Source organism: Falsihalocynthiibacter sp. CO-5D18 (assembly GCF_041205445.1).
Classification (GTDB): Bacteria; Pseudomonadota; Alphaproteobacteria; order Rhodobacterales; family Rhodobacteraceae; genus Falsihalocynthiibacter; species Falsihalocynthiibacter arcticus.
The window spans coordinates 1-25,690 of sequence record NZ_JBGFCF010000007.1; the positions used below are offsets into that span (position 1 = coordinate 1).

Annotated in this window: 20 protein-coding genes and 1 tRNA gene; 16 read left to right on the forward strand and 5 right to left on the reverse strand. The window is 53.5% G+C overall.

All coding sequences use genetic code 11. The annotated features are described in order from the left end of the window. The 6 genes from AB9F27_RS10685 to yghU all read left to right on the forward strand — a co-directional run. Positions 1–745: calcium-binding protein (locus AB9F27_RS10685; protein WP_369757713.1), on the forward strand; the 745-nt coding region annotated here is incomplete at its 5' end. 119 nt (positions 746–864) lie between these two features. Beyond that, complete coding sequence (locus AB9F27_RS10690; protein WP_335585849.1) at positions 865–1,557, forward strand: GntR family transcriptional regulator; 693 nt, start codon at positions 865–867, stop codon at positions 1,555–1,557. Continuing rightward, positions 1,547–2,959, forward strand: coding sequence for a glucuronate isomerase (gene uxaC / locus AB9F27_RS10695; protein ID WP_335585850.1), 1,413 nt, complete (start codon positions 1,547–1,549; stop codon positions 2,957–2,959). Before AB9F27_RS10690 ends, uxaC begins: the two co-directional genes overlap by 11 nt. Further along, positions 2,956–4,194 (forward strand): mannonate dehydratase, encoded by a 1,239-nt coding sequence (uxuA, locus tag AB9F27_RS10700; RefSeq protein WP_335585851.1) that lies wholly within the window; start codon positions 2,956–2,958, stop codon positions 4,192–4,194. The genes uxaC and uxuA overlap by 4 nt, the downstream gene beginning before the upstream one ends. Next, positions 4,160–5,614: a mannitol dehydrogenase family protein gene (locus tag AB9F27_RS10705; RefSeq protein ID WP_335585852.1), complete on the forward strand. Its 1,455-nt coding sequence runs from the start codon at positions 4,160–4,162 to the stop codon at positions 5,612–5,614. Before uxuA ends, AB9F27_RS10705 begins: the two co-directional genes overlap by 35 nt. Positions 5,615–5,722: 108 nt before the next feature. Then, positions 5,723–6,577: a glutathione-dependent disulfide-bond oxidoreductase gene (gene yghU / locus AB9F27_RS10710; protein WP_335585853.1), complete on the forward strand. Its 855-nt coding sequence runs from the start codon at positions 5,723–5,725 to the stop codon at positions 6,575–6,577. 66 nt (positions 6,578–6,643) lie between these two features. Here the strand turns inward: yghU and AB9F27_RS10715 are convergent, their stop codons facing one another. The 3 genes from AB9F27_RS10715 to AB9F27_RS10725 all read right to left on the reverse strand — a co-directional run bounded on the left by AB9F27_RS10715 (position 6,644) and on the right by AB9F27_RS10725 (position 8,328). Then, entirely contained in the window at positions 6,644–7,045 is a 402-nt protein-coding gene (locus AB9F27_RS10715) for a rhodanese-like domain-containing protein (protein WP_335585854.1), read from the reverse strand. A 118-nt stretch (positions 7,046–7,163) separates the two neighbouring features. Next, complete coding sequence (locus AB9F27_RS10720; protein ID WP_335585855.1) at positions 7,164–8,141, reverse strand: zinc-binding alcohol dehydrogenase family protein; 978 nt, start codon at positions 8,139–8,141, stop codon at positions 7,164–7,166. Positions 8,142–8,253: 112 nt separating this feature from the next. Continuing rightward, a tRNA-Gly gene (locus AB9F27_RS10725) sits at positions 8,254–8,328 on the reverse strand. A 137-nt stretch (positions 8,329–8,465) separates the two neighbouring features. Between AB9F27_RS10725 and AB9F27_RS10730 the strand changes: the two genes are divergently transcribed. After that, complete coding sequence (locus tag AB9F27_RS10730) at positions 8,466–8,690, forward strand: hypothetical protein (RefSeq protein WP_335585856.1); 225 nt, start codon at positions 8,466–8,468, stop codon at positions 8,688–8,690. A gap of 436 nt (positions 8,691–9,126) precedes the next feature. Here AB9F27_RS10730 and AB9F27_RS10735 read toward each other — a convergent pair whose 3' ends face one another. After that, positions 9,127–12,567: a pyruvate carboxylase gene (locus AB9F27_RS10735; RefSeq protein WP_335585857.1), complete on the reverse strand. Its 3,441-nt coding sequence runs from the start codon at positions 12,565–12,567 to the stop codon at positions 9,127–9,129. A 341-nt stretch (positions 12,568–12,908) separates the two neighbouring features. On the opposite strand from AB9F27_RS10735, the gene AB9F27_RS10740 reads away from it, so the two are divergent. Next, positions 12,909–15,272, forward strand: coding sequence for a UvrD-helicase domain-containing protein (locus AB9F27_RS10740; RefSeq protein ID WP_335585858.1), 2,364 nt, complete (start codon positions 12,909–12,911; stop codon positions 15,270–15,272). Positions 15,273–15,708: 436 nt separating this feature from the next. On the opposite strand, the gene AB9F27_RS10745 is transcribed toward AB9F27_RS10740, so the two are convergent. Next, positions 15,709–15,921, reverse strand: coding sequence for a DUF1127 domain-containing protein (locus AB9F27_RS10745; RefSeq protein ID WP_335585859.1), 213 nt, complete (start codon positions 15,919–15,921; stop codon positions 15,709–15,711). Between the two features lie 255 nt (positions 15,922–16,176). On the opposite strand from AB9F27_RS10745, the gene AB9F27_RS10750 reads away from it, so the two are divergent. The 8 genes from AB9F27_RS10750 (at position 16,177) to mraY (ending at position 25,570) form a co-directional block, all read left to right on the forward strand. Further along, positions 16,177–17,250, forward strand: a complete 1,074-nt coding sequence (locus tag AB9F27_RS10750; RefSeq protein WP_335585860.1) for an Mrp/NBP35 family ATP-binding protein — start codon at positions 16,177–16,179, stop codon at positions 17,248–17,250. Positions 17,251–17,873: 623 nt separating this feature from the next. After that, the gene (mraZ, locus tag AB9F27_RS10755) at positions 17,874–18,374 is read left to right on the forward strand and encodes a division/cell wall cluster transcriptional repressor MraZ (protein WP_062628378.1); all 501 of its coding nucleotides are present in this window, start codon (positions 17,874–17,876) and stop codon (positions 18,372–18,374) included. A 3-nt stretch (positions 18,375–18,377) separates the two neighbouring features. Then, entirely contained in the window at positions 18,378–19,370 is a 993-nt protein-coding gene (gene rsmH / locus AB9F27_RS10760; RefSeq protein ID WP_335585861.1) for a 16S rRNA (cytosine(1402)-N(4))-methyltransferase RsmH, read from the forward strand. Continuing rightward, a complete protein-coding gene (locus AB9F27_RS10765; RefSeq protein ID WP_335585862.1) occupies positions 19,370–19,732 on the forward strand; it encodes a cell division protein FtsL in 363 nt (120 codons plus the stop codon). Before rsmH ends, AB9F27_RS10765 begins: the two co-directional genes overlap by 1 nt. After that, positions 19,729–21,513 (forward strand): penicillin-binding protein 2, encoded by a 1,785-nt coding sequence (locus AB9F27_RS10770; RefSeq protein ID WP_335585863.1) that lies wholly within the window; start codon positions 19,729–19,731, stop codon positions 21,511–21,513. Before AB9F27_RS10765 ends, AB9F27_RS10770 begins: the two co-directional genes overlap by 4 nt. A 48-nt stretch (positions 21,514–21,561) precedes the next feature. Next, complete coding sequence (locus AB9F27_RS10775) at positions 21,562–23,052, forward strand: UDP-N-acetylmuramoyl-L-alanyl-D-glutamate--2,6-diaminopimelate ligase (protein WP_335585864.1); 1,491 nt, start codon at positions 21,562–21,564, stop codon at positions 23,050–23,052. Further along, complete coding sequence (murF, locus tag AB9F27_RS10780) at positions 23,049–24,476, forward strand: UDP-N-acetylmuramoyl-tripeptide--D-alanyl-D-alanine ligase (protein WP_335585865.1); 1,428 nt, start codon at positions 23,049–23,051, stop codon at positions 24,474–24,476. Before AB9F27_RS10775 ends, murF begins: the two co-directional genes overlap by 4 nt. Before the next feature lie 11 nt (positions 24,477–24,487). Continuing rightward, complete coding sequence (gene mraY / locus AB9F27_RS10785) at positions 24,488–25,570, forward strand: phospho-N-acetylmuramoyl-pentapeptide-transferase (protein ID WP_039001319.1); 1,083 nt, start codon at positions 24,488–24,490, stop codon at positions 25,568–25,570. Positions 25,571–25,690: the final 120 nt, after the last annotated feature.

Here is a 25,690-nt window from a genome sequence, read left to right on the forward strand (position 1 = left end):
GGGTGACACTTATTCTTCGGTCGAGAATATAATGGGGACTGCCTTTAACGACCTTTTGCTGGGCGACAACATTGCCAACAGTCTTTGGGGGGGAGCGGGGCATGATACCCTCTATGGGCGCGATGGGGATGACCATCTCTTTGGTGGCCTTGGTAACGATACTTTGTCGGGTAATATGGGTAATGACAGTCTGAATGGCGGCCTCGGGGCGGATGCGCTTATTGGTGGCTGGGGAGTTGATATAGCGGACTATTCGAGCGCATCTAGCGGCCTGCGCGCGGACCTCTATTATGAAATTGCCAACACTGGCGAGGCTACGGGTGACACTTATTCTTCGGTCGAGAATATAATGGGGACTGCCTTTAACGACCTTTTGCTGGGCGACAACATTGCCAACAGTCTTTGGGGGGGAGCGGGGCATGATACCCTCTATGGGCGCAGTGGAGACGACTTTCTCTTTGGTGGTCTTGGTGACGATACTTTGTCGGGTAACCTGGGAAATGACACATTGCACGGCGGCGCTGGTGTTGACACCTTTGTGTTTGCCACGGGTACAGGCTCTGATACCATTTCCGACTTCTCTATCAATGTCGACATTGTCGCAATTGGTGCGGGCGCGCGTCAATTCAGCGATCTGACACTTACGCGGTTTGGTGACGACACCATCGTACAATTTTCCAATACGACTATAACATTGCGCGACGTTCTTCCAGCAGAGCTAGACGCAAATGATTTTGTCTTCTAGAGCACTAAAAAGCGGAAATATCCTATAAATGTACGTGGGCGGGGTTTGCGGATGTGGGTATCTTGTGCCGCTTGTGTTCATGTATACATGAGTGCTAAGAAGGGGCGAAGTGAGGTCGTATGTCCCAAAGTATTCATAACCGTTCGCCAGAGAGGCTGTTGGACTCCGAGATTGATCGGTCGCGTCCAATCGGCGCACAGATCTATGATATTGTGCGCCTTAATATTATCGTAGAGAGTTTAAAACCTTCGACTCCCATCAACGAAACCGATCTTAGCCATTGGTTTGGTGTCAGCCGGACACCTGTGCGCGAAGCCTACTTGCGGTTGATCGACGAAGGATTAATCCACGCAAAAAGCAAGGTTGGCACAATCGTCGCTCCTATTGATGCCGCACGGGTGCGCGAAGGGATTATTATCCGTCGGTCGCTAGAGCGCGAGGTCGTCAAACAAATCTGCGAAAGAGACGTGGATTTGCGGACGTTGGATGCTAGTGTTGCGTTGCAGCGGGTTGCGGTTTCCCATGACGACCACATCGAATTTTTTAAACGCGACGAGGAATTTCACGAGGCCCTTGCGGAGTTGGCAGGCATCCCGTCCGCGTGGCGTCTTGCTCATTCCGTCAAGGCCCACACCGATCGTGCGCGTATCATGCTTACCGCAAATTTGCCGCTGCGGATTAACGTTGCTTTTGGCGAGCATTTGGAAATCATCAAAGCTTTACGCGTCAAAGATAGCGAGCTGGCGCAGGCCTTAATCAACAGACACATCAATTCAGCCTTTGAAGCAGTAGGAGACAACAGTGCTCAATGAAAATCGTTTTTTCCCCGTTGAGGCAACGACACGCGCGATAGCACAGCGGTTGTTCCATGAAATAGAGGCATTGCCTCTCATTTGCCCACATGGCCACACGGACCCGAGTTGGTTTTCGGGCAATGCGCCTTTTGCGAATCCTGCACTGCTTTTGATCGTTCCGGATCACTATATCGTCCGCATGATGGTTTCACAGGGGATACCCCATTCCGATATGGGCGTTCCCACGTTGGATGGCGCAGCATTTGAAATGGATGGCCGCAAAATTTGGCGTCTATTTGCAGAAAATTATACTCTGTTTCGCTCGACGCCCGTGCGCCATTGGATGGACTATACGTTGGAAAATCAATTTGGCATTGAAGCGCCTTTGCGTCCTGAAATCGCCGACTCTGCTTATGATCAAATTTCCGAGAAGTTGAACCAAGAAGCCTACCGCCCGAGAGCCCTTTATGAGGCTTTCAATATTGAAGTTCTTGCCACAACGGATTCCTGTCTTGATGACCTAGCACATCACAAAAGTATCGCAGAGAGTGCATGGAGCGGGCGGGTTGTACCCACCTATCGACCAGACGCTGTGACAAATCCCGATATCTCTGGCTTTGTTGAAAACATTGAGCGTTTTGGAAAAATTACCGGTGAAAACACCGCAACATGGGGCGGGCTTCTGCGCGCACATCAAAAACGTCGACAGGATTTTATCAAGGCGGGGGCAACGGCCACCGACCATGGTCACCCCAGTGCGACAACCTGCGATTTCACTCAACAAGCCTGCCGCGATCTATATGCGGAAATCCTTGCGCAAACTGCGACCGAAGATCAAAAAGAGATGTTCCGCGGCCAGATGCTAACCGAGATGGCAAGGCTGAGTGTTGAAGACGGGTTGGTTATGCAAATTCATCCCGGATCTGACAGAAATCACAGCCCGCATGTCTTTAAGCGATACGGGTCGGATAAGGGGTTTGATATACCGAAGCGGGTGAATTTTGTAGAAGCTCTCAAACCGTTGCTCAATATCTTGGGACACGAAAAGAACCTGAGTATTATCCTGTTTACCTTGGATGAATCAACCTATGCGCGGGAACTGGCGCCTCTTGCGGCTGCCTATCCTTGCCTCAAGCTTGGGCCGGCGTGGTGGTTTTCGGACAGTCCAGACGGCATGATGCGCTACCGAAATCTTACGACGGAAACTGCGGGATACTATAACACCGTGGGATTTAACGATGACACGCGTGCGTTCCCGTCCATTCCTGCGCGTCACGATATGGCCCGCCGTGTGGATTGTGCATTTTTAGCGACCCAAGTTGCCGAGCACCGTTTACTGGAAGATGAAGCTGTCGAAGTGGCGATTGATCTCGCGTATCGATTGGCAAAACGAACATATGGATATGAGGATTTGGCATGAAGCAGACGTGGAGATGGTTTGGGCCAAAGGATTGCACCCTGATCGAAGAAATCGAGCAAGCGGGGGCAACGGGCGTTGTCAGCGGCTTGCACCACGTATCAAACGGCGAAGTTTGGACCCGTGCGGAAATAGAGAAACGACAAGCTGAAATTGCGACCCGCAGTGATGGCACGCCGTCGTCCCTCAAGTGGGATGTCGTTGAAAGCCTGCCTGTATCCGAGGATATTAAAAAACAAGACGGAGCATGGCGCGCCCATCTTGAAGCTTACAAAACCAGTCTCGAAAATCTCGCGGAGGCGGGCATCAAAACGGTTTGTTACAACTTTATGCCGATATTAGATTGGACCCGCACCGATTTGGCGTGGCGTCTAGATAATACTGCAACCTGTATGCGGTTTGATCTGATTGATTTCGCGGCATTTGACATCTTCATTCTCAATCGTGCCGACGCGGCAAGCGATTTCCCCGCCGAAGTGGTTGAGGCCGCAACCGCGCGCCATGCCTCTATGGTGGATGCAGACAAACAGGCGCTCATGGCGAATATTGTGATGGGCCTTCCTGGGGCAAACCAAGAACTGACTTTTAACGATTTTAAAGCCCTGCTTGGCTCCTATTCCGACATTACATCCGAGCGTTTGAAGTCCAATCAATACACCTTCCTCAGGGAAGTTCTGCCTACAGCCGAGCGCCTTGGAATGCGGCTTTGCTGCCATCCGGATGATCCGCCGTTCTCGCTGCTTGGCTTGCCGCGCGTCATGTCGACGGAACAGGATTATGCCGAATTGATTGCCGCTGTGGATAGCCCTGCGAATGGTATCACCTTGTGTAGTGGCTCGCTTGGCGTGCACCCGCAGAACGATTTGGCGGGGATGATGCGTCGGCTCGGCCCTCACGTGCATTTCCTGCATCTGCGCAACGTTCAACGTGAGAGCGACATGTTTCCCGGTTCTTTTTACGAAGCAGAACATTTGGGCGGGAGCACCGATATGGTCGCCTTGATTGCGGCGGTCCTGTCTGAAGAAAAACGCCGTCGAGCGGAAGGCCGTGAAGATTGGAATATCCCCATGCGCCCTGACCACGGTCACGAGATGGTCGATGATTTTAAGCGCCCTCAACAGCCAGGTTATCCCGTTACGGGGCGCCTGCGCGGGTTGGCGGAATTGCGCGGGGTGATTGCTGCATTGTCCTCGGATTTCGCAAATGTCTCTACAGATGCGCGTGACAATAATGCATAGCGAACCTTGCGCGTATGATCCAAGCGCGTCGGATGTCGGGATTGTTCATATCGGGATTGGCGCGTTCCATCGTGCGCACCAAGCGGTCTATACAGACAGTGTTCTCGCTAAAAATGGCGGCGATTGGCGCATTCTGGGGGTCAGTTTGCGCAGCACAGAGGTCGCTGACGCAATGAACGCTCAAGAGGGGCGTTATACCCTTGTTGTTCGCTCCGATCAGCGTGGCGAGCCGCCGGTTTTTCGCGAAATTGGCAGTGTCGCCAGTGTTCTCGCGGGCCAACGGGGCGTGGCACCGATCTTAGATGCGATGACGCGGCCTCAGACCCGTATTGTCAGTTTGACGATTACCGAGAAAGCCTATGGTGTCGATCTTTCGACTGGGCAACTGAACCTTGCCGATCCGCAGATCGCAAAGGATTTGGCAAACCCCGAATTGCCCACGGGGGCCATCGGCCTCATCACCCGCGCCCTTGCTGTGCGTCGTGCCTCGGGGACGGCCCCGTTCACGGTCCTTTCGTGCGATAACTTGCCCAATAATGGCGCTCTGGTCCGGGCAGGGGTTCTGGAGTTTGCCCACCGCGTGGACCCAGATTTGGCCTCGTGGATTTCGGTTCATGTACGGTTTCCATCGACAATGGTAGACCGGATTACACCCGCCAGTTCGGACAGTTTTTTTGCCGAGGTGGAGCAGGCTTTGGGCCATCCCGATCTCGCCGCTGTTGAAACGGAACCGTTTAGCCAGTGGGTGATCGAAGATGATTTCTGTAATGGCCGCCCCGCATGGGAAGATGCGGGGGCTATCTTGGTTCAAGATGTTGAGCCTTTTGAGAAAATGAAGCTTCGTATGCTCAATGGTGCCCACTCAATGCTGGCCTATGCGGGCTATTTGTCGGGCTGTACTTATGTGCGCGATGTCATGGATAATCCAAGGCTTGCCAAGAAGGTTGCCGCGCATTTGCAGGCTGCGAGCGAGACCCTAACTCCCCTCGAAGGTGTTGATTTTAACAACTACGCGACGGAGCTGATAAAACGATTTGGCAATCCCAACATCGCGCATGAAACCTATCAAATTGCGATGGATGGAACCCAGAAAATGCGCCAGCGGATATTCGAACCTGCAGCGGAAGTCTTGGCAAAGGGGGGCGACATAGATACGTTTGCTTTTGCGACCGCATGTTGGATCAGATACGCTTCGGGACGCCATGATAGTGGCACAGAGTACGCCTTGCGTGACCCTCGTGAGGAAGAGTTGGCAGATGTTTATGCAGCGCATGGCCAAAATGCCGAGTCCTTGGTGAAAGATATCTTTGCACTGCCAAATTTACTTCCAGCCGCTGTCGCAAAATCCGAAACATTTGCGAAAAACGTCACGCAACACCTTCAAAAAATTAGGGCGCACGGCGTGTTGGCCGCGATTTAGCACAATAATACTGCTTTATCATCGGCTTCCCCTCATAATGCACTCCAAGGTTCTTGTACTTTGGCGATGAAGTATTACGTGTCACCGTCAACGTTAGCGGAGAATGAAATGACATATACCCCCCCCCAAGTTTGGACGCCGGACACTGAAAATGGCGGAAAGTTCGCAAGTATCAACCGTCCGATTTCTGGGGCAACCCATGACAAAGAGCTTAGAGTGGGGAAACATCCGTTCCAACTTTACTCGCTTGCGACACCTAATGGCGTCAAAGTCACGGTGATGTTCGAGGAGCTTCTTGAGGCGGGCTTTACAGGCGCGGAATACGACGCGTGGTTAATCAATATTCAAGAGGGCGATCAATTCGGAAGCGGGTTTGTCGACATCAACCCCAACTCCAAAATTCCCGCTTTGTTGGATACAGCCACGGGGACACGCGTGTTTGAGAGTGGCGCAATTCTGCTCTATCTCGCTGAAAAATTCGGAGCATTCCTGCCCAAAGATCCCGCCGGACGGGCTGAAGCCTTGAATTGGCTGTTCTGGCTACAAGGCTCCGCACCCTATCTCGGCGGCGGTTTCGGGCATTTCTATGCTTACGCTCCTGAAAAGTTTGAGTATCCGATCAATCGTTTTGCTATGGAAACCAAGCGCCAATTGGATGTTCTTGACAAAAACCTTGCCGATCGACAATTTCTTGCGGGCGACGAATACACCATTGCGGATATCGCGACGGCTCCGTGGTATGGCGCGTTGGTTAAGGGGCTCGTGTATGACGCTGCGGAATTCCTTGACGTTGAAAGCTACAAGAACCTCAACCGTTGGACAAACGAGATTTATGATCGTCCCGCGTTCCAGCGTGGCAAAATGGTTAACCGTGCGTGGGGTGAGCCTTCGGAACAATTGCTAGAGCGGCATGACGCGAGCGATTTTACGACGTCCACACAGGATAAAATCGCTGCCGAATAGGCCCGATTTCATGAAGACAGACCGCTCAGGGGGAAATAGCCTTGGGCGGTCTTTTTAGGGAATAGTCTAAGGTTTTCTTTGAGCAAATTCCACAGGTCCCCCCTGCTTTTCCCACGTCGAAAATCCTTCTTTTAGGTGGGCGGCTTCAAACCCCATATCCTTGAGCATGGACACCGAAAGGGCAGAGCGCCACCCCGATGCGCAATGAAAGATGAATCTCTTGTCCTCGGCAAATATCTCTTTGAAATAAGGGCTTTCTGGATCGATCCAGAATTCAAGCATCCCGCGCGGACAGTGAAAGCTGCCGGGGATGAAGCCCGAGTGTTGACGTTCACGCACATCTCGAAGGTCGACGATCACGACGTTTGGGTCGTTGACCAATGCTATCGCGTCTTTGGTTTCAATCTCTTGGATGCGCGCGCGTGCAGTCGCAACCATTTCGGCCACTGATGTTTTAAGTTTCGACATGAAATCACCGTTTTCGCGTTGAGGGGACGATGTGAGCAGTTTGGCGTGAATGACTTGAACCAACAACCGTCAATAGAAAAACGGGCAGAAAACGTCTCCAAATCTTGCAGTAGAGGTTCTAGGTCACGACCACAATTTTACCGCCCGCCGTGTTGTTCTCCATTGCGGTATGTGCGGCAACGATGTCGTCAATTTTGAAGACTTTTCCAATTGGAACATTGAACTTTCCGGCGACAACCAAATCAGCGATGTCTTGCAACGGAGTTGCCAAAAAGTCTTCGTTGCCCCCCGCATAAGTGGTCAGATTTACCGCCGTTGGAATGGCGCCCATCGGGCTAAAGGCAGCCAGTTCCCATGCATTTCCAACCATGCCCGTCATGCAAACCGATCCCCCACGGGCCGTGCAGGCCAAGGAATCGAGCAATGTGGTTGTGCCGACCAGTTCAAGCACCTTGTTCACGCCCTCAGGATAGCGCTTTTTTACGTCTTGGGCGATTGCACCTGTATCTATGACGACATCATCCGCGCCGTTGTCCAAAAGGCTTTGGCGACGATCTTCGCGCCGCGTGGTTGCGATCACCGTGAGCCCCATGCGTTTGGCTAGGATGGCAGCACACAGACCCACTGATGTAGTGCCGCCCCGTACGAGGAGGGTTTCGCCCGCCTGCGCCTTTAAAGCCGTCTGAAGCGAGCCATTGGCCGTTTGGAGCATCTCGGGCAGGGCACCCAAAACATCCCACGCCAAAGTCGTTTTCAGGCGCATAACTTGGGCATTTGGCACCAATGTGTACTCGGCATAACTGCCATCAAACATCCGCCCCAATCCCCCCATCGCTGTGGCCACGGTTTCGCCCTCGGTGAAAACGCCATCTACGGATTGCGCAACGACGCCCACGGCCTCAATCCCCAAAATGCGTGGGAAGGGAACGTTGGGGGAATGCCCTTGGCGGGTAAATAATTCAGAACGGTTGAGGCCAAAAGATTTCACACGGATCAAAACCCAACCCGCTTTGGGTGTGGGGATCTCGCGGGTTTCGATCTTTAAAGCGTCGGGTCCGCCCGCTTCATGTATGACGACTGCTTTCATTTTGGACATGGTAAATCTTTCGTTGGCAAACGCAGTGCGTTAATCTGCGACAAGACGATAGGGCACCAAAAACAAAAACGGCCTAGGGCGGAAACCCAAGGCCGTTTTTAGTTTGACCAGATGGAGCGGGCGAAGAGATTCGAACTCTCGACCCTAACCTTGGCAAGGTTATGCTCTACCCCTGAGCTACGCCCGCACCGTCTGGTGAGGAGGGGTTTAGTCCGAACGATTGGGGGCCGCAAGGGGAATTTGGCAGAAAATTTAAATTATTTTCTAAGCGACGGAAACTGCCCGCTCGCGCGTGTGTCTCTTATAGAAAGTGAGAAGTTTTTAATGGAAAACGACCCTATCATGCGACGCGATATCCGCCTCATTGACTGTCTTTGCAAGTCACGCAGAGGGTTGACGGGAGGGACGGGGGCCATCCGCGGGGCAATTCTCACAATTGCCATCGGGATCGCATTTCTTGCACGCCTTATGACGGTTGTGCCTATGTTTGCGGCTTCAGCTCAAGAAATAGGCCTTTGTGCCATGACTTTGGTCTTTGGGGCTGCGTAACAAAATACCTCTTGTTTACGCGCTCTTTACAAAGGTTGGTTCAATATACCTCGAATAGGGCCGACTGGATTCGGCGCAAACCGGAACAAGATTGCCCGCGTTGTGGCACTCAAGAAAAGAAGAGGACAGCCTGTGACTATGTCTCAAGATCGACTCGTGACTCTCTGTTTTAAAAAAGGGGGAGAAACAAAAGTTTTCGCGAGTCGGAGCCATGCCAAACTAATGGAAAGCGTTTTTCGGAGTCACCTTGGCGGGACCTCCAAATCGCGTTGGTTGGAATCTACGCTGTCAGATGGCTCTATGGTCGTAGATATGAACGAATTGTCTGCCGTAGTGAATTGTGAATATACTGAAAAGTAAGTTTGATTGACGCGGAATGCGCATAAAAATACCCGCCGCAATCTCTTGCGACGGGCAATGTTTCTCTCGTTAGGTTCTATTCCAGCTCAACAAGCAGGTCTTTTGCGTCGATTTGGCTGCCCGGCGTAACATGGACAGCTTTGACGGTCGCGTCGCGCTCAGCATGAATGCCGGTTTCCATTTTCATCGCTTCAATCGTCAAGAGCAGGTCACCCTGATGGACCACTTGGCCGACCGTTACCGCGAGTGTTGCCACAACACCTGGCATTGGTGCTCCGATATGGTCGGTATTGCCATCCACGGCTTTTGGCCGCGCGGCGGTTTTTGCTTTCACCAGACGATTTGGAACACGGATAACGCGCGGCTGGCCGTTTAGTTCGAAAAAGACCTTAACTTCGCCATCTTCTGTTGTTTCGCCAACGGCTTGAAGGCGAATTTCAAGCTTTTTGCCCGGTCCGATCTCTGCTGTGATCTCTTCAGCAGGTTCCATTCCATAAAAGAACGTCCGTGTCGGAAGCGCCCGCACGGGTCCATAGAGGCGGTGACGGCCCATGTAATCCAAGAACACTTTAGGATACATGAGGTAGCCATTGAGGTCTTCGTTATCCACGGTGAACCCATCCAAAAGCGCGCTAAGTTCGGCCCGCGTTGCTTCTAGGTCTGTGGGTTCCATCGCGGCACCTGGGCGCGTCAGGTTAGGAGCCTCGCCCTTGAGGACTTTGCTTTGGATGCCTGTTGGAAAGCCACCTGGAGGTTGGCCCAAATTCCCGCGCATCATGTCGACGACACTCTCGGGGAAAGATAGATCCACCTCGGGGTTCTCGACCTCGGCACGGCTAAGTCCCTGAGAAACCATCATAAGCGCCATGTCGCCAACAACTTTGGACGAGGGCGTGACCTTCACAATGTCACCAAACATCTGGTTCACATCCGCATAAGTTTGCGCAACTTCGTGCCATCTCTCCTCAAGGCCAAGGCTGCGCGCCTGTGCTTTTAGGTTGGTGAACTGGCCTCCGGGCATTTCGTGCAAATAGACTTCGCTGGCGGGGGCTGCGAGGCCGCTCTCGAAGGCCGTATATTGTGCGCGCACCGCTTCCCAATAGTTTGAGACTTCGCGGATTGAGCCGATATCGAGGCCAGTTTCGCGCGGTGTGTGACGCAAGCTTTCGACGATGGAGCCAAGACAAGGTTGGCTGGTGCCGCCCGAAAATGCATCCATTGCCGCATCGACGGCGTCAACGCCTGCTTCGCTTGCCGCAAGGATTGTGGCGCCTGCGATGCCGGAGGTATCATGTGTGTGGAAGTGAATCGGCAGGCCGACTTCTTCTTTGAGAGCTTTAATCAAAGCGCCTGCAGCGGTTGGTTTGAGGAGGCCAGCCATATCTTTTAGGCCGAGTACATGGGCACCCGCCGATTTGAGGTCCTTGCCCATTTCCACGTAATACTTAAGGTTATATTTTGCGCGGTCGGGATCGAGAATGTCGCCCGTGTAGCAAATCGTGCCTTCGCAGACCTTGTTCTCTTCCTGAACAGCATCCATCGCTACGCGCATGTTTTCGACCCAGTTGAGGCTGTCAAAGACGCGGAAGACATCGACACCAGTTTCGGCGGCTTGTTTGACAAAGGATTGTACAACATTATCAGGATAGTTGGTGTAACCCACCCCGTTCGACGCACGCAAAAGCATTTGCGTCATCACGTTCGGCATCGCGGCCCGCAGGTCACGCAACCGTTGCCATGGGCATTCTTGCAAGTACCGATAGGCCACATCAAATGTCGCGCCGCCCCAGCATTCAACAGAGAAAAGCGATCCAAGATTTGCCGCATAGGTCGGTGCAACACGGATCATATCAATCGAGCGCATCCGCGTGGCAAGTAAGCTTTGATGCCCGTCGCGCATGGACGTGTCAGTGATCAAAAGTTTCGTTTGCGCGGTCATCCAATCGGCCACAGCCTGTGGGCCCTCGGCTTCTAGCAGGTTGCGCGTTCCAATGACGGGCGTGCCTTTGAGTGCGGGGGGAGCGAGCGAACGTTGGTCCGCCGAAGGCTTTGGTCTTCCAGCGGTTTCTGGATGGCCGTTGACTGTAATTTCCGCAACATAGGTCAGAATTTTGGTGGCCCGATCACGTCGTTTTTTGAATGTGAACAGCTCTGGTGTGTTGTCGATAAACGTCGTGGTGTAGCTGTTGTCTAGGAAGGTCGGGTGCTTGAGAAGGTTCTCAACAAAGGCAATGTTGGTGCTCACGCCACGGATGCGGAACTCGCGCAAGGCGCGGTCCATACGCGCAATCGCCGCCTCGGGTGTTGGGCCTTTGGCGGTCACTTTTACCAGCAAACTATCATAATAACGGGTGATGACGCCGCCAGAATAGGCCGTGCCGCCGTCAAGACGGATGCCCATGCCTGTTGCGCTGCGATAGGCAGTGATGCGGCCATAGTCTGGAATGAAGTTGTTTTGCGGATCTTCTGTTGTCACGCGACATTGAAGCGCGTGGCCCGTTAGGACGATATCTTCTTGGCTGGCTTTTCCGGTCGCTTGAGCAATGGTTTTACCTTCAGCAATCAGGATTTGCGCCTGCACGATGTCGATGCCTGTGACCTCTTCGGTGACTGTATGCTCGACTTGAACGCGGGGATTTACTTCGATGAAGTAGAACTCCTCGGTGTCCATATCCATCAGGAACTCGACGGTTCCCGCACATTCATATCCAACATGGGCGCAAATTTTGCGACCTAAGGCGCAGATGTCGGCGCGCTGTTTATCAGATAGATATGGGGCAGGGGCGCGTTCGACAACTTTTTGGTTGCGACGTTGTACCGAGCAGTCGCGTTCAAACAGGTGATACATGCCGCCGTGTTTGTCGCCAAGGATTTGGACCTCAACGTGGCGGGCGCGTTGGATCATTCTCTCGAGGTATCCCTCGCCATTGCCAAACGCAGACTCGGCTTCGCGACGCCCTTCGAGGACTTTTTCTTCAACTTCTTCTGGGCCGTAAATCGGACGCATGCCACGGCCACCGCCACCCCAGCTCGCTTTGAGCATGAGGGGGTAGCCAACTTCTGCGGCTTCGCGGCGTACCTTGTCCATATCATCGCCAAGGACTTCGGTTGCGGGAATGACGGGCACACCCGCCTCAATCGCAACACGGCGCGCGCTGGCTTTGTCGCCTAGGGCGCGCATTGTCTCGGCTTTGGGGCCAATAAAGGCGATGCCCGCAGCGTCACAGGCGTCTACAAAATCGGGGTTTTCAGAGAGGAGGCCGTAGCCTGGGTGGATCGCGTCCGCGCCCGCCATCAGGGCAACCCGAATAATTTCTTCGATGCTTAAATAGGCGGCCACGGGACCAAGGCCTTCGCCAATGCGATAGGCTTCGTCGGCTTTGAAGCGGTGCAGGCCGAGTTTGTCTTCTTCGGCATAGACGGCAACAGTTTTCTTGCCCATTTCGTTTGCGGCTCGCATGATGCGAATAGCAATCTCACCGCGATTGGCGATTAGAATTTTCTTGAAGTCTGACATTTTGAATTCCCCGATAGCTCTCGGGAGTATCTTTTAAGAATTTTCTGCGTCGCCGTAAAGCTTTCTTCGCTGTTGCAGCAATTTTCGGTCACGATTGTTTACCAATTAGTGCTATTATTCCAATTTGGGCGTAGTATTTGGAAGAAGTGTCTGAAAGTAGATCGATTTGGGTCCTGTGTGCTGACCTACTTTTCGAATCCACGCCGGAACCTCCCTTGTGGATAGCAGGCGATTATCCGTGCTGTTTTAAGGTGCCGCTATCAAATGCATCCCAAAATTCACTTGGAACATATTGAGAACACCCTCTTTTCCTTTGCAACAAAAACGGCTAGATTGCCCGCATGAGCAGTTTTGATGAAAATGACGCCTTTGAGGCCGCATCCCGCCCGTCCCTCGCCGCCCGCGCAATGGCTTCGCGGCCTACACCCTATTTGGATGAGCTAAATCCCGCACAGCGCGAAGCCGTCGAGACGATGGATGGCCCCGTTTTGATGCTCGCGGGGGCAGGGACGGGCAAAACCAAAGCCTTGACCAGCCGGATTGTTCATCTTCTCAATACGGGCCGCGCACGTCCGAACGAGATTTTGGCGGTAACCTTTACCAACAAGGCCGCTCGCGAGATGAAATTGCGGGTTGGACGCATGTTGGGGCAAACCATCGAAGGGATGCCGTGGCTTGGGACCTTCCATTCGGTGTGTGTGAAGCTTCTACGTCGTCACGCTGAACTTGTTGGTCTCAAAAGCAATTTTACGATCCTTGATACGGATGATCAAATTCGCCTGTTAAAACAGTTGCTTACCGCCGCAAAGATTGACGATAAGCGTTGGCCCGCGCGGCAACTCGCGGGCATCATTGATGGTTGGAAAAACCGCGCGTGGACCCCAAAGCAAGTTCCAAGTGCTGAAGCGGGGGCGTTTGATGGTAAAGGGATTGAGCTTTACGCCCAGTATCAAACGCGCCTGCGCGAGTTGAATGCTTGCGATTTTGGCGATCTTTTGATGCATGTGGTGACGATTTTTCAAAAGCATTCGGATATTTTGGAACAGTACCAGCGGTGGTTCAAATACATCCTTGTGGACGAATACCAAGACACGAACGTCGCGCAGTATTTGTGGCTGCGGCTGTTGGCCAGTGGACATAAAAACATATGTTGCGTTGGGGATGACGACCAATCGATTTACGGTTGGCGTGGCGCTGAAGTCGGCAATATCCTGCGGTTTGAGCAAGACTTCCCCGGAGCGCATGTGGTGCGCCTTGAGCAAAACTATCGCAGTACGCCCCATATTCTGGCGGCGGCTTCTGGAGTTATTTCCGGCAATGCTGGACGGCTTGGAAAAGAGCTGTGGACGGATTTGCCAGATGGCGAAAAAGTGCGACTGATCGGTCATTGGGATGGCGAAGAAGAGGCGCGTTGGATCGGTGAAGAGCTTGAAACCCTTCAGCGTGGACGTCGGACAGAAAAAGGGCAAAGCCTTGAAACTATGGCGATTTTAGTGCGCGCAAGTCACCAAATGCGCGCCTTTGAGGATCGCTTCCTGACTATTGGATTGCCCTACCGCGTTATCGGCGGTCCGCGCTTTTATGAGCGACTCGAAATTCGCGATGCGATGGCCTATTTCCGTGTTGTTACCAGTCCCGACGACGATCTCGCGTTTGAACGCATCGTCAACACACCAAAGCGTGGGTTGGGAAATGTGGCGCAGCAGAAAATCCAGCTTTGCGCGCGTAAACACGAGGTATCTTTGCTCGAAGGGGCAAAGCATTTGTTGGCGGAAAACGGCATCGGCGGCAAGGGCGGCACAGAGTTGCGCAAGCTTGTCGAAGGTTTTGATCGCTGGATCGCTGAGGCAAGGTCGGAACGCTTATCACACATGGAGTTGGCCGAAATCATCTTGGATGAAAGCGGCTACACAGGCCATTGGCAGAATGATAAAACACCCGAAGGTCCTGGTCGGCTTGAGAACCTGAAAGAACTGGTCAAAGCCTTGGAACAGTTCGAAAATCTTCAAGGTTTTCTGGAGCACGTTTCCCTTATTATGGACAACGAAAATGAAGAGTCCGAGGAAAAGGTCACGATTATGACCCTGCACGGGGCCAAGGGACTTGAGTTTCCGAACGTATTTTTACCGGGTTGGGAAGATGGGTTATTCCCGAGTCAAAGATCGATGGATGAAAGCGGCGTGAAGGGTGAAGAGGAAGAACGACGGCTGGCCTATGTGGGCATCACCCGCGCCGAGCGACTTTGCACTATTTCATTCGCGGCCAATCGGCGAGTCTATGGCCAATGGCAGAATGCCTTGCCGAGTCGGTTTATTGATGAATTGCCTGAGGAGCACGTTGATGTCCTCACACCACCGGGTCTTTATGGCGGCGGCTACGGTGCGGCGGCAGGCGGGGCGCCGCAAATGGAGGCTCGTGCAACCAAAGCAGACGCATATAATTCACCGGGATGGAAGAGAATGCAGGCGCGCGCGAACGAACGTCCCACTGGTAATCCCCGCTCAAGCCGCCATTTGACGATTGACGCATCGGCAATCAGTTCCTTTACCGAAGGGGAGCGCGTGTTTAATCAGAAATACGGCTACGGAGTGATTGTCGAAGTCGATAACGACAAACTGGGGATTTCCTTTGACAAGGCGGGAGACAAGAAGGTCTTGGCCAGCTTTGTCGTGCCTGCGGATAAGGCCGGAGACGTGCCCTTTTAAGTTGTAAGTTTTGGTTGCTTTGTAAAGCTGGGCCCTGTGATGGGGCACCAGATTTTTTCGTGTCTGGAGAGGGAATTCTGGACATAAAAAAACGGCGATGTTCGGGAGGAGGTGAACATCGCCGTCTTATGTGTGCGCCTCGCCAAGCCTCTGGGAGGAGGAGAGTGGGTCGGCGCAGGTTACGTCGGATCTCAGGGAGGAGGAGAGAGATCCTTCGCAATAGTTGAGGCCGAAGCCCCGTGTATGCGACCTCTAGCACTTGGGAGGAGGATAAGTGCCTAAGGTCTATTGCGTCCGACCCAGGGAGGAGGAGAGGGTCATCAGCCGTTCGTTTTGGAGCTTCGCTCCGTGTAGGTGCGGCGACATCTGGGAGGAGGTAGATGTCACCGCTCTTTGCTCAGACCTAGGGAGGAGGAGAAGGTCTGATTAAGAATTCTTAGTTATACGCCGCTTCGATTGCGATACGTTTGATCATGGAACGGTGCATGCCCAAGTCGGCAAGGTCACGGTTCGAAAGAGCGTTCAGCTCGTTGAAAGTTGTGCGGTACACGTTGTAACGTTCGAACTTTTCGACCAACCCTTTATAGGCTGCGATGATACGGTCTTGAATGCCAGCTTCTGCGGCGCGGATGTCTGTAGCGAATGCCATTTGCATATCTCACTTTAATTTTCTGCTGCGCCGGATTGCGCTAACATGAGATCAATTTAGGGGCTGTGCTGCAGATGCACAATCCGGCTTGTCGTCAATGCTGCTATGCAGAAAATGCATAAGTAAGGCTGCCCTAAATTTAGGCCGATTTTCCGTCATTCGCCTTTAATTTAAGGTCTAAATTAACGCGAACTCTTGTGTTTAGGGGGAAAGCGGAACAATGCTCCCGCGTCGAAGTTCATAAGGAGTCGTTACATGGCTGTTACAAAACAAGAGATTCTTGAGGTTTTAGCGCGAATCAAAACAAGCGATGGTGCGAATCTAATTGCGCGGGATTTGGTGCGGGCCTTGGATGTCGACGGCGGGGCGGTGAAATTCGTGATCGAGGCGGCTTCTGCAGATGAGGCACGTATGCTGACCCAATCGCGCGATGAAGCCGAAGCTGCGGTGAAGGCGATGCCGGGGGTTCAATCTGTTTCTGTTGTTTTAACAGCCCATGGCCCAGCCGCCAAAAAGGCCGCGCCACCAGATTTGAAAATTGGACGTCATCCAGCGCCGCAGGCTGGTCCAACGAAACCTTCGGGTGTTGCGCGTATTTTGGCCGTGGGGTCAGGGAAGGGCGGTGTGGGGAAGTCGACGGTATCGTCAAACCTTGCGGTAGCGCTTGCGAAACAGGGACGTCGGGTTGGCCTGTTGGATGCGGATATATATGGTCCGAGCCAGCCACGAATGATGGGCGTGAGTAAACGCCCCGCGTCGCCAGATGGCAAAACTATCATTCCTCTACAGGCGCATGGCGTCACGATGATGTCGATTGGCTTGATGGTAGACCCCGAAAAGGCAGTCATTTGGCGCGGTCCTATGTTAATGGGCGCGTTGCAGCAAATGCTGGGACAGGTTGAATGGGGTGAACTCGATGTTTTGATCGTCGATTTGCCGCCGGGAACGGGGGATGTGCAACTGACCCTGTGCCAGAAATCGGACCTCACGGGCGCGATTGTTGTCTCGACCCCACAAGACGTGGCGATGTTGGATGCGAAAAAAGCGCTCAATATGTTTGAACAGCTCGGCACACCGGTTCTGGGGTTGATTGAAAACATGAGCACCTTCATTTGCCCAAACTGCGATCATGAGACCCAGTTATTCGGGCATGGTGGCGTTGAGGCCGAGGCTAAAAAGTTGGACCTGCCGTTCCTTGGAGCCTTGCCGCTGGATATTGATGTGCGTCTCGCAGGAGATAACGGGACGCCGATTGCACTTGGGGACGGACCTATGGCGCAGGCCTATGCAAATATTGCCAAGCGTCTTGTTGATGGCGGAATGGCGTAGCACCTAAGCCCCAAAGAGTGATGACTGCGGAGCGTCCATGGGAAACCATGGGCGTTTTTCTTATTCACGGGATGGATAAAGGGCGAATCGCCGAATTTTATGAAGTGTTTACCGTAGATTTGCGCGAGGTTGAGGGCTTTAGGGCCCATATTTGGTAAATTTATGGGAATTCATGGTCTTTTTTGCATTTTTCTTATTTGCACTATATGTGGTGTTTTTATCTCCCATATTGCACCATGGGTGCCAAGAATCGAAACTCCCAGTCTAATTTGTACACTTTTTGTTCTCTCCTTCGGAGGCGCGTGTTGCGGAAGTGCCATAAAAAACACTTGATTCCCATGATTTCCCATGTCATTCCTAGTATCAAGATGAGGACGGGATCAGGGGCAGATTAAGAACCCCAAACAAAAAGAACCAAATAGGTTTCATACAGGCGCCCGCCATTCATCATAATTGAGATCCGGCGCGCGAGCGAGCAGACATCCCCCCAGGTGGCGCGCGCAGCTGGACATCCCGGCAACGGGACACGGACGGCGGATTGAACAGTGGCAGCTCGTTCAATCCGCCGTTTTCCATTCAAGGGGTCGATGACCCCCCCAAGATCACAAGGAGCCGCGGGGACAGTGGCGAGAACATTTAGAGGCGAAAGCAACCATAAGGTTGATGCGAAGGGTCGGGTGTCTATTCCCGCTCTTTTTCGCCGTGTTCTTGAGGGCGCTGATCCAGAGTGGCGCGAAGGTCTTCAGCCGCGTGTCGTCATTGTTTACGGTGATGAGAAACGCAAGCAGCTCGAATGTTTTCCCCAAGAAGCCATTGATGAGGTCGACGCTTTGATAGCAAAGCTCCCCCGTGGTTCCAGTAAGCGCAAAGCCTTGCAGCGTCTTTATAGTGCGCAGGCGCATCCAACAACCGTGGATGAAACGGGGCGCCTCGTTTTGCCCGCTAAATTGCGCAACAAGATCGGCCTCGACGGAGAGGCTTACTTTATCGGTAATGGCGATACGTTCGAAATTTGGACGCCCGATGCCTACGACGCTTCCATGTCCGAAGGGCTGGATGGAGATGATGATTTTGATCCGGATGTTGATCCGAGCGTCTATTTAGACGCGCTGGGAGAGGGCTAACCAATGACCGCTGCCACGGACCAAAAAAAACCTCACACTCCTGTTTTGCTGCGTCCCTTATTAAAGGCTGTTGCGCCTGTTTCTGGTGCTTGGCTTGATGGAACGTTCGGCGCGGGTGGTTATACGCGCGGATTGCTTGAGGCGGGTGCGGATGTTGTTTACGGCGTAGATCGCGATCCGGCCGTGTTTGAAATGGCCAAGGATTGGGCTGAGCCCTACGGTGATCGGCTGAAGCTGGTCGAAGGGACATTTGGCCAAATGGATGACTATGCCTCGGGTCTCGATGGCGTGGTTTTGGATCTTGGTGTCAGCTCAATGCAACTCGATCAGGCTGAGCGCGGATTTTCGTTCATGCGCGACGGGCCGCTTGACATGCGCATGAGTCAATCGGGTGTTTCTGCTGCCGATTTGGTCAATGGCTGCAGTGAAGCAGAGCTTGCGGATATTTTGTTTCAATACGGCGAAGAGCGGGCAAGCTGGCGTATCGCGAAGGCAATCGTTGCTGCGCGCGAGGTTGAGCCTTTTACCACGACACTTGCGTTGGCCAGTTTGATTGAGAAGGTACTGGGTCGCGGGAAACCGGGGCAAAGCCATCCCGCGACACGCAGTTTCCAAGCGATCCGCATCGCGGTTAATGACGAATTTGGGCAATTGATTGAAGGGCTTGAGGCTGCCGAACGGGCGCTTAAACCGGGTGGGAAACTTGCAGTAGTAACGTTTCACTCGCTTGAAGATCGTATCGCCAAGAAGTTCTTGCAAGCACGCTCAGGCGGCGGCGGGAACGCCAATCGCTATGCACCTGCCGACGTTGAGATGCAGCCAGCGTTTAAATTGACTCCCCGCAAAGCTATCGGGCCCGACACCGAAGAATTGTTGGAAAATCCACGGTCACGGAGTGCGATTTTGCGCGTTGCAACACGAACAGATGCCCCCGCGGAAGGGGCAGGGCGCGCCGGATTGGGCTTGCCGAAACTCGTCACACAGGGGCGAAATTAATGCGTTCTATGTTTATTGCCATAACAGCCTTATTTGTTTTGGGACTTGCGTTTTGGGCATATAATGAAAATTATAAAACTCAAACGACCCTCAAAGAAATGGCAAACGTTCAAACTGAGATCGGGTTAAAACGCGAGCATCTGGCAATTTTGCAAGCCGAATGGGCCTATCAGAACCGCCCGATGCGCTTGCGCCAACTTGCCGAGATTAATTTCGACAGTCTTGGCCTTTTGCCGCTGCTCCCCGAGCAATTTGGCCACGTCGATCAAATTGATTACGACGTCGAGATGTTTGTAAAAGGGTTCCCTGTTTTTGAGGGCGGCATCGAAGTTTCCTCCCCAATCGACGGGGAAGATCAATGATCCGCACACCACTTCGTCCCCTTGCTCGCATCTTGGAGGCGCGTGCCAAAGGGGAAAATCCTGACCAAATCGAGCGTGAAAATATTCGCCGCCGTCATGAAGATATGCGAGACAAGGCGCGCAACCGTGCCGAGGGGCGCTTGCTTGTTTTGGGCGCGTTCTTTGTCATCGCGTTTGCGACCGTTGGCGTGCGGATGGGGCACTTAAGTGCTACAGATCCTGTTGAGCCTCGCGGTTCGACTACGGGCGTTGGCATTACTGCCCAACGCGCGAATATCGTGGATCGCGAAGGGCGTATCCTTGCTACAAATATCTCTACCTATTCGCTCTATGCCAATCCGCAAATCATTGTAGACAAAGAACGGGTGGCCAAGGAATTGGTCGGCATTTTTCCAGAACTCAAAGAAGAGCGGTTAATCAAAGATTTCACAGGGAAGCGGAAGTTTTTGTGGATTCGCAAACGGTTATCACCTGAGCAAATGCAAGCGGTCCATGAAATTGGCGACCCTGGCCTTGAGTTTGGTCCGCGCGAAATGCGCTTATATCCTAACGGTCAATTGGCAGCACATATCCTTGGCGGTGCCAGTTTTGGTCGCGAAGGGGTGCGGTCTGCGGAGGTCATCGGAACGGCCGGTGTCGAGAAATACTTCGACGATTATTTGCGCGATCCTGCCAACCGTGGCGCGCCACTTGAGCTATCGATTGATCTTTCGGTTCAGGCCGCCACACGTGAAGTCCTTTATGGCGGCATGCGTTTGATGAATGCAAAAGGCGCGACGGCGGTCTTGATGGAGGCTTCGACTGGTGCCATCGTTTCGATGGTTTCCCTGCCAGATTTTGACCCCAATACACGCCCACAAGTTCTCACGGAGGGCGACGCTTCCGATAGCCCCTTGTTTAACCGTGCGGTTCAGGGCGTTTATGAATTGGGATCGACCTTCAAGATTTTCACTGTGGCGCAAGCCCTCGAGACGCAGCTGGTGAACCCCAGCACCCCCATCAACACAAGTGGTCCCCTAAGATGGGGGAAATTCTCAATTCGGGATTTCCACAATTATGGCCCGACGCTTTCTGTTACGGACGTGATTGTTGAAAGCTCAAACATCGGGACCGCTCGGATTGCAATGCAAATCGGGGCCGCGCGCCAACAAGAGTTTTTGCGCTCGCTTGGGTTCTTTGATGCAACCCCCGTTGAATTGACCGAAGCGGCTGGCGCAAAGCCATTGTTGCCTCACAACTGGAGCGAATTGTCGGCGATGACCATTTCCTATGGGCATGGTTTGTCGGCCAGCCCGCTGCACCTTGCGACGGCCTATGCGAGTCTCCTCAATGGGGGAACGCGCGTTAAGCCTACTTTGTTGAAGCAAAAAACGGCTGCAGTTACGGGGCCCCGAGTTGTTTCAGTGGCGACCTCTAAGGAATCGCGCAGTATGTTGCGCCAAGTTGTGTCGCGCGGAACTGCGAGTTTTGGTGAAGTTGAAGGCTATGCGGTCGGCGGGAAAACAGGTTCGGCGGACAAGCCAAAACCACGTGGCGGCTATTATAAAGACAAAGTTATCGCGACTTTTGCGAGTGTCTTCCCTGCGCATGACCCAAAATATGTGTTGATCGTGACGCTGGACGAACCTTCCATTTTTACAATGGGCGAGGATCGCCGCACGGCGGGTTGGACTGCTGTTCCTGTGGCGGCAGAGTTGATCACGCGCATCGCGCCCTTGTTGGGCCTGCGACCAGAGCTTGACACCGAAACACCTGTGGCGATTACTCTGACAAGCAACTAAAACCCTTAGGGGCAAGGATGCGATGATTTGGAATAACGGGGTAATGCCATGACACGAAAAGTTAAAGAAAAACGATTGGCCGACCTTGGTTTGACCGCGCGCGGCCTCGCGAATGTGCCGGTTACGGGATTAAGTGTGGATAGCCGAACTGTGGAGGAGGGCCATCTTTTTGCCGCCCTTCCGGGGGCGAAAATCCACGGTGCAACCTTCATTGAATATGCTCTGCGCATGGGGGCCACCTCGATTTTGACGGATGCTGTGGGGGCGCAGATCGCGCGCACGGTCCTAGAGAAATATGGAGTGGCGCTTGTTGTGGCGGAAGATCCGCGCATGGCGTTGTCGTTTGCCGCGGCGTTGTTTTTTAAAGGCCAGCCCGCCCATATGGTTGCGATTACAGGAACAAACGGAAAGACGTCGGTTGCGACCTTCACCCGCCAAATATGGATTGCCTTGGGGTTTCCTGCGGCGAATATCGGCACGACGGGAGTAGAAGGGGCGTTTCAAGTTCCGCTTTCTCACACCACGCCTGAGCCGATTACCCTACATCGATTACTCGCTAAAATGGCCAAAGCTGGTGTAACGCATGCCGCAATGGAGGCCTCGAGCCACGGGCTGGCCCAGCGGCGACTGGATGCGGTCCGTTTGATGGCTGCGGGTTTTACCAATTTCTCGCAGGACCATTTGGATTATCACAAGGATTTTGACGATTATTTCAATGCGAAGGCGGGTCTTTTTGAGCGGGTGCTCTCAGCTGAAGGGCGTGCTGTTATCAATATCGACAGCCCGCGTGGCCTTCAGATGGCAGAGATAGCTCGCAGTCGCGGTCAGCGCGTGTTGTCGGTTGGGCGCACTGCGGGCGCGGATATGTGTCTTGTAGGGCAACGTTTTGATGCGCAAGGTCAAGAGGTTTTGTTCACATTCGAAGGGGGCCAAAATGGCCTGCGCCTTCCATTGATTGGTGGATTTCAGGCCGAGAATGTGTTGCTTGCCGCTGGACTTGTGATTGCCTGCGGCGAGAAACCCGAACGCGTGTTTGAGGTTTTGCCAGAAATGGTCACCGTTCCCGGGCGCATGCAGCACGCGGCGACGCGCGAGAATGGCGCGACGGTTTTTGTTGATTTCGCCCATACTCCAGACGCATTGTCGACCGCACTTACGGCTTTGCGACCCCACGTGATGGGGCGAATTGTTGTGGTTTTGGGCGCGGGCGGCGATCGCGATGCCAGCAAGCGCGCCCTGATGGGGCGGGCCGCATCACAGCACGCGGATGTTGTTTTCGTGACGGATGACAACCCACGCAGCGAAGATCCCGCCGCGATCCGCGACATGGTGATGGAGGGGTGTCCGCAAGCCTATAATGTTGGCGATCGGGCCGAAGCGATTTTACGCGCGGTGGATGCATTGGGGGCGGGGGATGCGCTGTTGATTGCTGGAAAAGGGCATGAAACGGGCCAAACGATTGGGGATGTGACATTGCCGTTTAATGACGCCGAACAAGCCAGCGTTGTCGTGGCCGCCCTTGAGGGGCGTTTGGCATGACCGCGCTTTGGACTTCACAGGATGCGCAAGCTGCAACGGGAGGCGAATCCACGCAGGAGTGGCAGGCCTCGGGGCTATCCATCGACACGCGGACCTTGCAAAAAGGCGATCTTTTTGTTGCCCTTAAAGACGTGCGCGACGGCCATGATTTCGTCGCACAAGCCCTTGAAAAGGGGGCTGCTGCCGCATTGGTCACGCATTTACCGGAGGGCGTTTCACCGGATGCGCCCCTGTTAATAGTGCCAGACGTTTTAGGCGCGCTTGAGGATTTGGCGCGTGCCGCACGGGCACGGACCGAGGGGAAAGTGATCGCCGTTACCGGATCGGTTGGCAAGACCTCAACCAAAGAAATGTTGCGCGTTGTTTTGGCACATCAGGGGCGCGTTCATGCGGCCGAAGCGAGTTACAATAATCATTGGGGCGTGCCGCTGACACTGGCGCGGATGCCGGTTGATACGGATTTTGCGATCATCGAGATCGGGATGAGCCATCCAGGTGAAATCGCGCCGCTTGCTAAAATCGCGGCGCCTAATGTGGCGATGATTACCAATGTCGCCGCTGCGCATTTGGAGGCCTTCGATGATATATCCGGAATCGCGCATGAAAAAGCGGCGATCTTTTCGGGGTTGGTTCACGGCGGGACGGCGATCATCAATGTTGACCTTGAGACCTCTAAAATCTTGTGGGACGCGACGCCAGAAAAGAAGGTAGGTTTCGGAACAGACACCAGCGCTGACTTCTTTCTTGAGGAGGTCAAGCTTTCCGATAATGTTACGGTGATTTCCGCGACGTTGAACGGCGAACCCGCCCTATTTAAACTGTCCTCTGCAGGGCGGCATTTTGCGATGAATGCGGTTGGCGTTTTGGCCTGTGTGCAGGCAGTCGGCGCGGATATTGGCCTTGCGGCTTGTGATTTGGCACAGTGGCGCCCCCCTTTGGGGCGGGGTACCCGCGAGACGATTTACCTTGATCGCTATGCAGCTGAAGTGAGTCTGGAGCTGATTGACGATGCCTTTAATGCCAACCCCACGTCTCTTGCGGCCGCGCTTGAAGTGCTCGCGGCGGCCAAGCCACGCAATGATGTCGGGCGCGTCCGAATTGGGCGACGTATGGCGATCCTTGGCGATATGTTGGAGTTGGGGGACGACGCAATCGAGCAGCACCGCAAAATTGCAACGCTGGAAAGTGTCGCGCAGATCGATAAAATCCACTGTGTTGGCCCGATGATGCGGGCGCTGTTTGACGAAATCCCAGACCAAAAGCGCGGCCTATGGGTCGCAACTTCGCAGGAACTCGTGGCCAAAGCCAAAGATCTCATCGACGCGGGCGATGTGATCTTGGTAAAAGGCTCAAAGGGAAGCAAAACGGCACTCGTTGTTGACGCTATCCGAAAACTGGGCCATCCAGCCCCAACACTTGAATAAGGGGCAGTTTATTGCTGTATTGGCTCACTGATTTATCGGACGGGGGGGATTTCTTTAACCTCTTTCGCTATATTTCGTTTCGCGCAGGCGGCGCATTCTTCACGGCGCTCATCTTTGGTTTTATCTTTGGTCAGCCGCTGATTAACCTGCTGCGTGCCAAACAAGGACGCGGCCAACCTATTCGCGATGACGGACCAGAATCGCATTTCGCAAAGGCAGGCACGCCAACAATGGGCGGGCTTTTGATCCTTTCTGCCTTGGTCTTTTCAACGCTCCTCTGGGCGCGCATTGATAACCCCTATGTGCTGATGATCTTGTTCGTGACACTTAGCTTTGGGGCCATTGGGTTCGCGGATGACTACGCAAAAGTGAGCAAGAATAACACCAAAGGCGTGTCTGGAAAGATCCGCATGGGGCTTGGATTATTGGTCGCTGCGATCGCGTCCTATTGGGCGTCCTGCTATCATCCTGACGGTTTGGCCTACCAACTCGCGGTTCCCGTATTCAAAGATACACTCCTGAATCTGGGGATTTTCTTTGTGCCGTTCTCGATGATCGTGATCGTTGGGGCGGCCAACGCGGTCAATTTGACGGATGGTCTCGATGGGCTTGCAATTATGCCCGTTATGATCGCAGCGGCAGCCCTTGGGGTGATCGCCTACACCGTCGGACGGGTTGATTTTACCGACTACCTTGATGTGCATTACGTGCCAGGAACCGGTGAGATACTGATTTTTTCGTCGGCACTTATTGGCGGCGGTCTGGGCTTTCTTTGGTATAATGCTCCGCCAGCGGCGGTGTTTATGGGCGACACAGGGTCGCTCGCGCTTGGCGGCGCTCTTGGCGCGATTGCCGTGGCTACTAAACACGAGATCGTTTTGGCCATAGTTGGCGGTCTGTTTGTGGCCGAAGCGCTGTCCGTCATCATCCAAGTTCTGTATTTCAAGCGCACAGGGAAGCGGGTTTTCCTGATGGCGCCGATCCACCACCACTTTGAGAAAAAGGGCTGGGCCGAGCCGCAAATCGTGATCCGGTTTTGGATTATTTCGCTTGTTTTGGCGCTTATCGGACTGGCGACGCTTAAACTGCGTTAATTCGCAAGACTATTTCAATGCGGGCGTGTCCAATCATGGGCGCGCCCATTTTTGTTTCCGGTGGATTGCTAAAGTCGCTTTGACAAGGCATGAACGGGAAAAGCAACGTCGCGCAAGGAG

Coding starts and splice junctions, on each gene's coding strand:
- AB9F27_RS10690 (WP_335585849.1), top strand. CDS start 865: ATGTCCCAAAGTATTCATAACCGTTCGCCAGAGAGGCTGTTGGACTCC.
- uxuA (WP_335585851.1), top strand. CDS start 2,956: ATGAAGCAGACGTGGAGATGGTTTGGGCCAAAGGATTGCACCCTGATC.
- AB9F27_RS10705 (WP_335585852.1), top strand. CDS start 4,160: ATGTCTCTACAGATGCGCGTGACAATAATGCATAGCGAACCTTGCGCG.
- yghU (WP_335585853.1), top strand. CDS start 5,723: ATGACATATACCCCCCCCCAAGTTTGGACGCCGGACACTGAAAATGGC.
- AB9F27_RS10715 (WP_335585854.1), bottom strand. CDS start 7,045: ATGTCGAAACTTAAAACATCAGTGGCCGAAATGGTTGCGACTGCACGC.
- AB9F27_RS10720 (WP_335585855.1), bottom strand. CDS start 8,141: ATGTCCAAAATGAAAGCAGTCGTCATACATGAAGCGGGCGGACCCGAC.
- AB9F27_RS10730 (WP_335585856.1), top strand. CDS start 8,466: ATGGAAAACGACCCTATCATGCGACGCGATATCCGCCTCATTGACTGT.
- AB9F27_RS10735 (WP_335585857.1), bottom strand. CDS start 12,567: ATGTCAGACTTCAAGAAAATTCTAATCGCCAATCGCGGTGAGATTGCT.
- AB9F27_RS10740 (WP_335585858.1), top strand. CDS start 12,909: ATGAGCAGTTTTGATGAAAATGACGCCTTTGAGGCCGCATCCCGCCCG.
- AB9F27_RS10745 (WP_335585859.1), bottom strand. CDS start 15,921: ATGGCATTCGCTACAGACATCCGCGCCGCAGAAGCTGGCATTCAAGAC.
- AB9F27_RS10750 (WP_335585860.1), top strand. CDS start 16,177: ATGGCTGTTACAAAACAAGAGATTCTTGAGGTTTTAGCGCGAATCAAA.
- rsmH (WP_335585861.1), top strand. CDS start 18,378: ATGACCGCTGCCACGGACCAAAAAAAACCTCACACTCCTGTTTTGCTG.
- AB9F27_RS10765 (WP_335585862.1), top strand. CDS start 19,370: ATGCGTTCTATGTTTATTGCCATAACAGCCTTATTTGTTTTGGGACTT.
- AB9F27_RS10770 (WP_335585863.1), top strand. CDS start 19,729: ATGATCCGCACACCACTTCGTCCCCTTGCTCGCATCTTGGAGGCGCGT.
- AB9F27_RS10775 (WP_335585864.1), top strand. CDS start 21,562: ATGACACGAAAAGTTAAAGAAAAACGATTGGCCGACCTTGGTTTGACC.
- murF (WP_335585865.1), top strand. CDS start 23,049: ATGACCGCGCTTTGGACTTCACAGGATGCGCAAGCTGCAACGGGAGGC.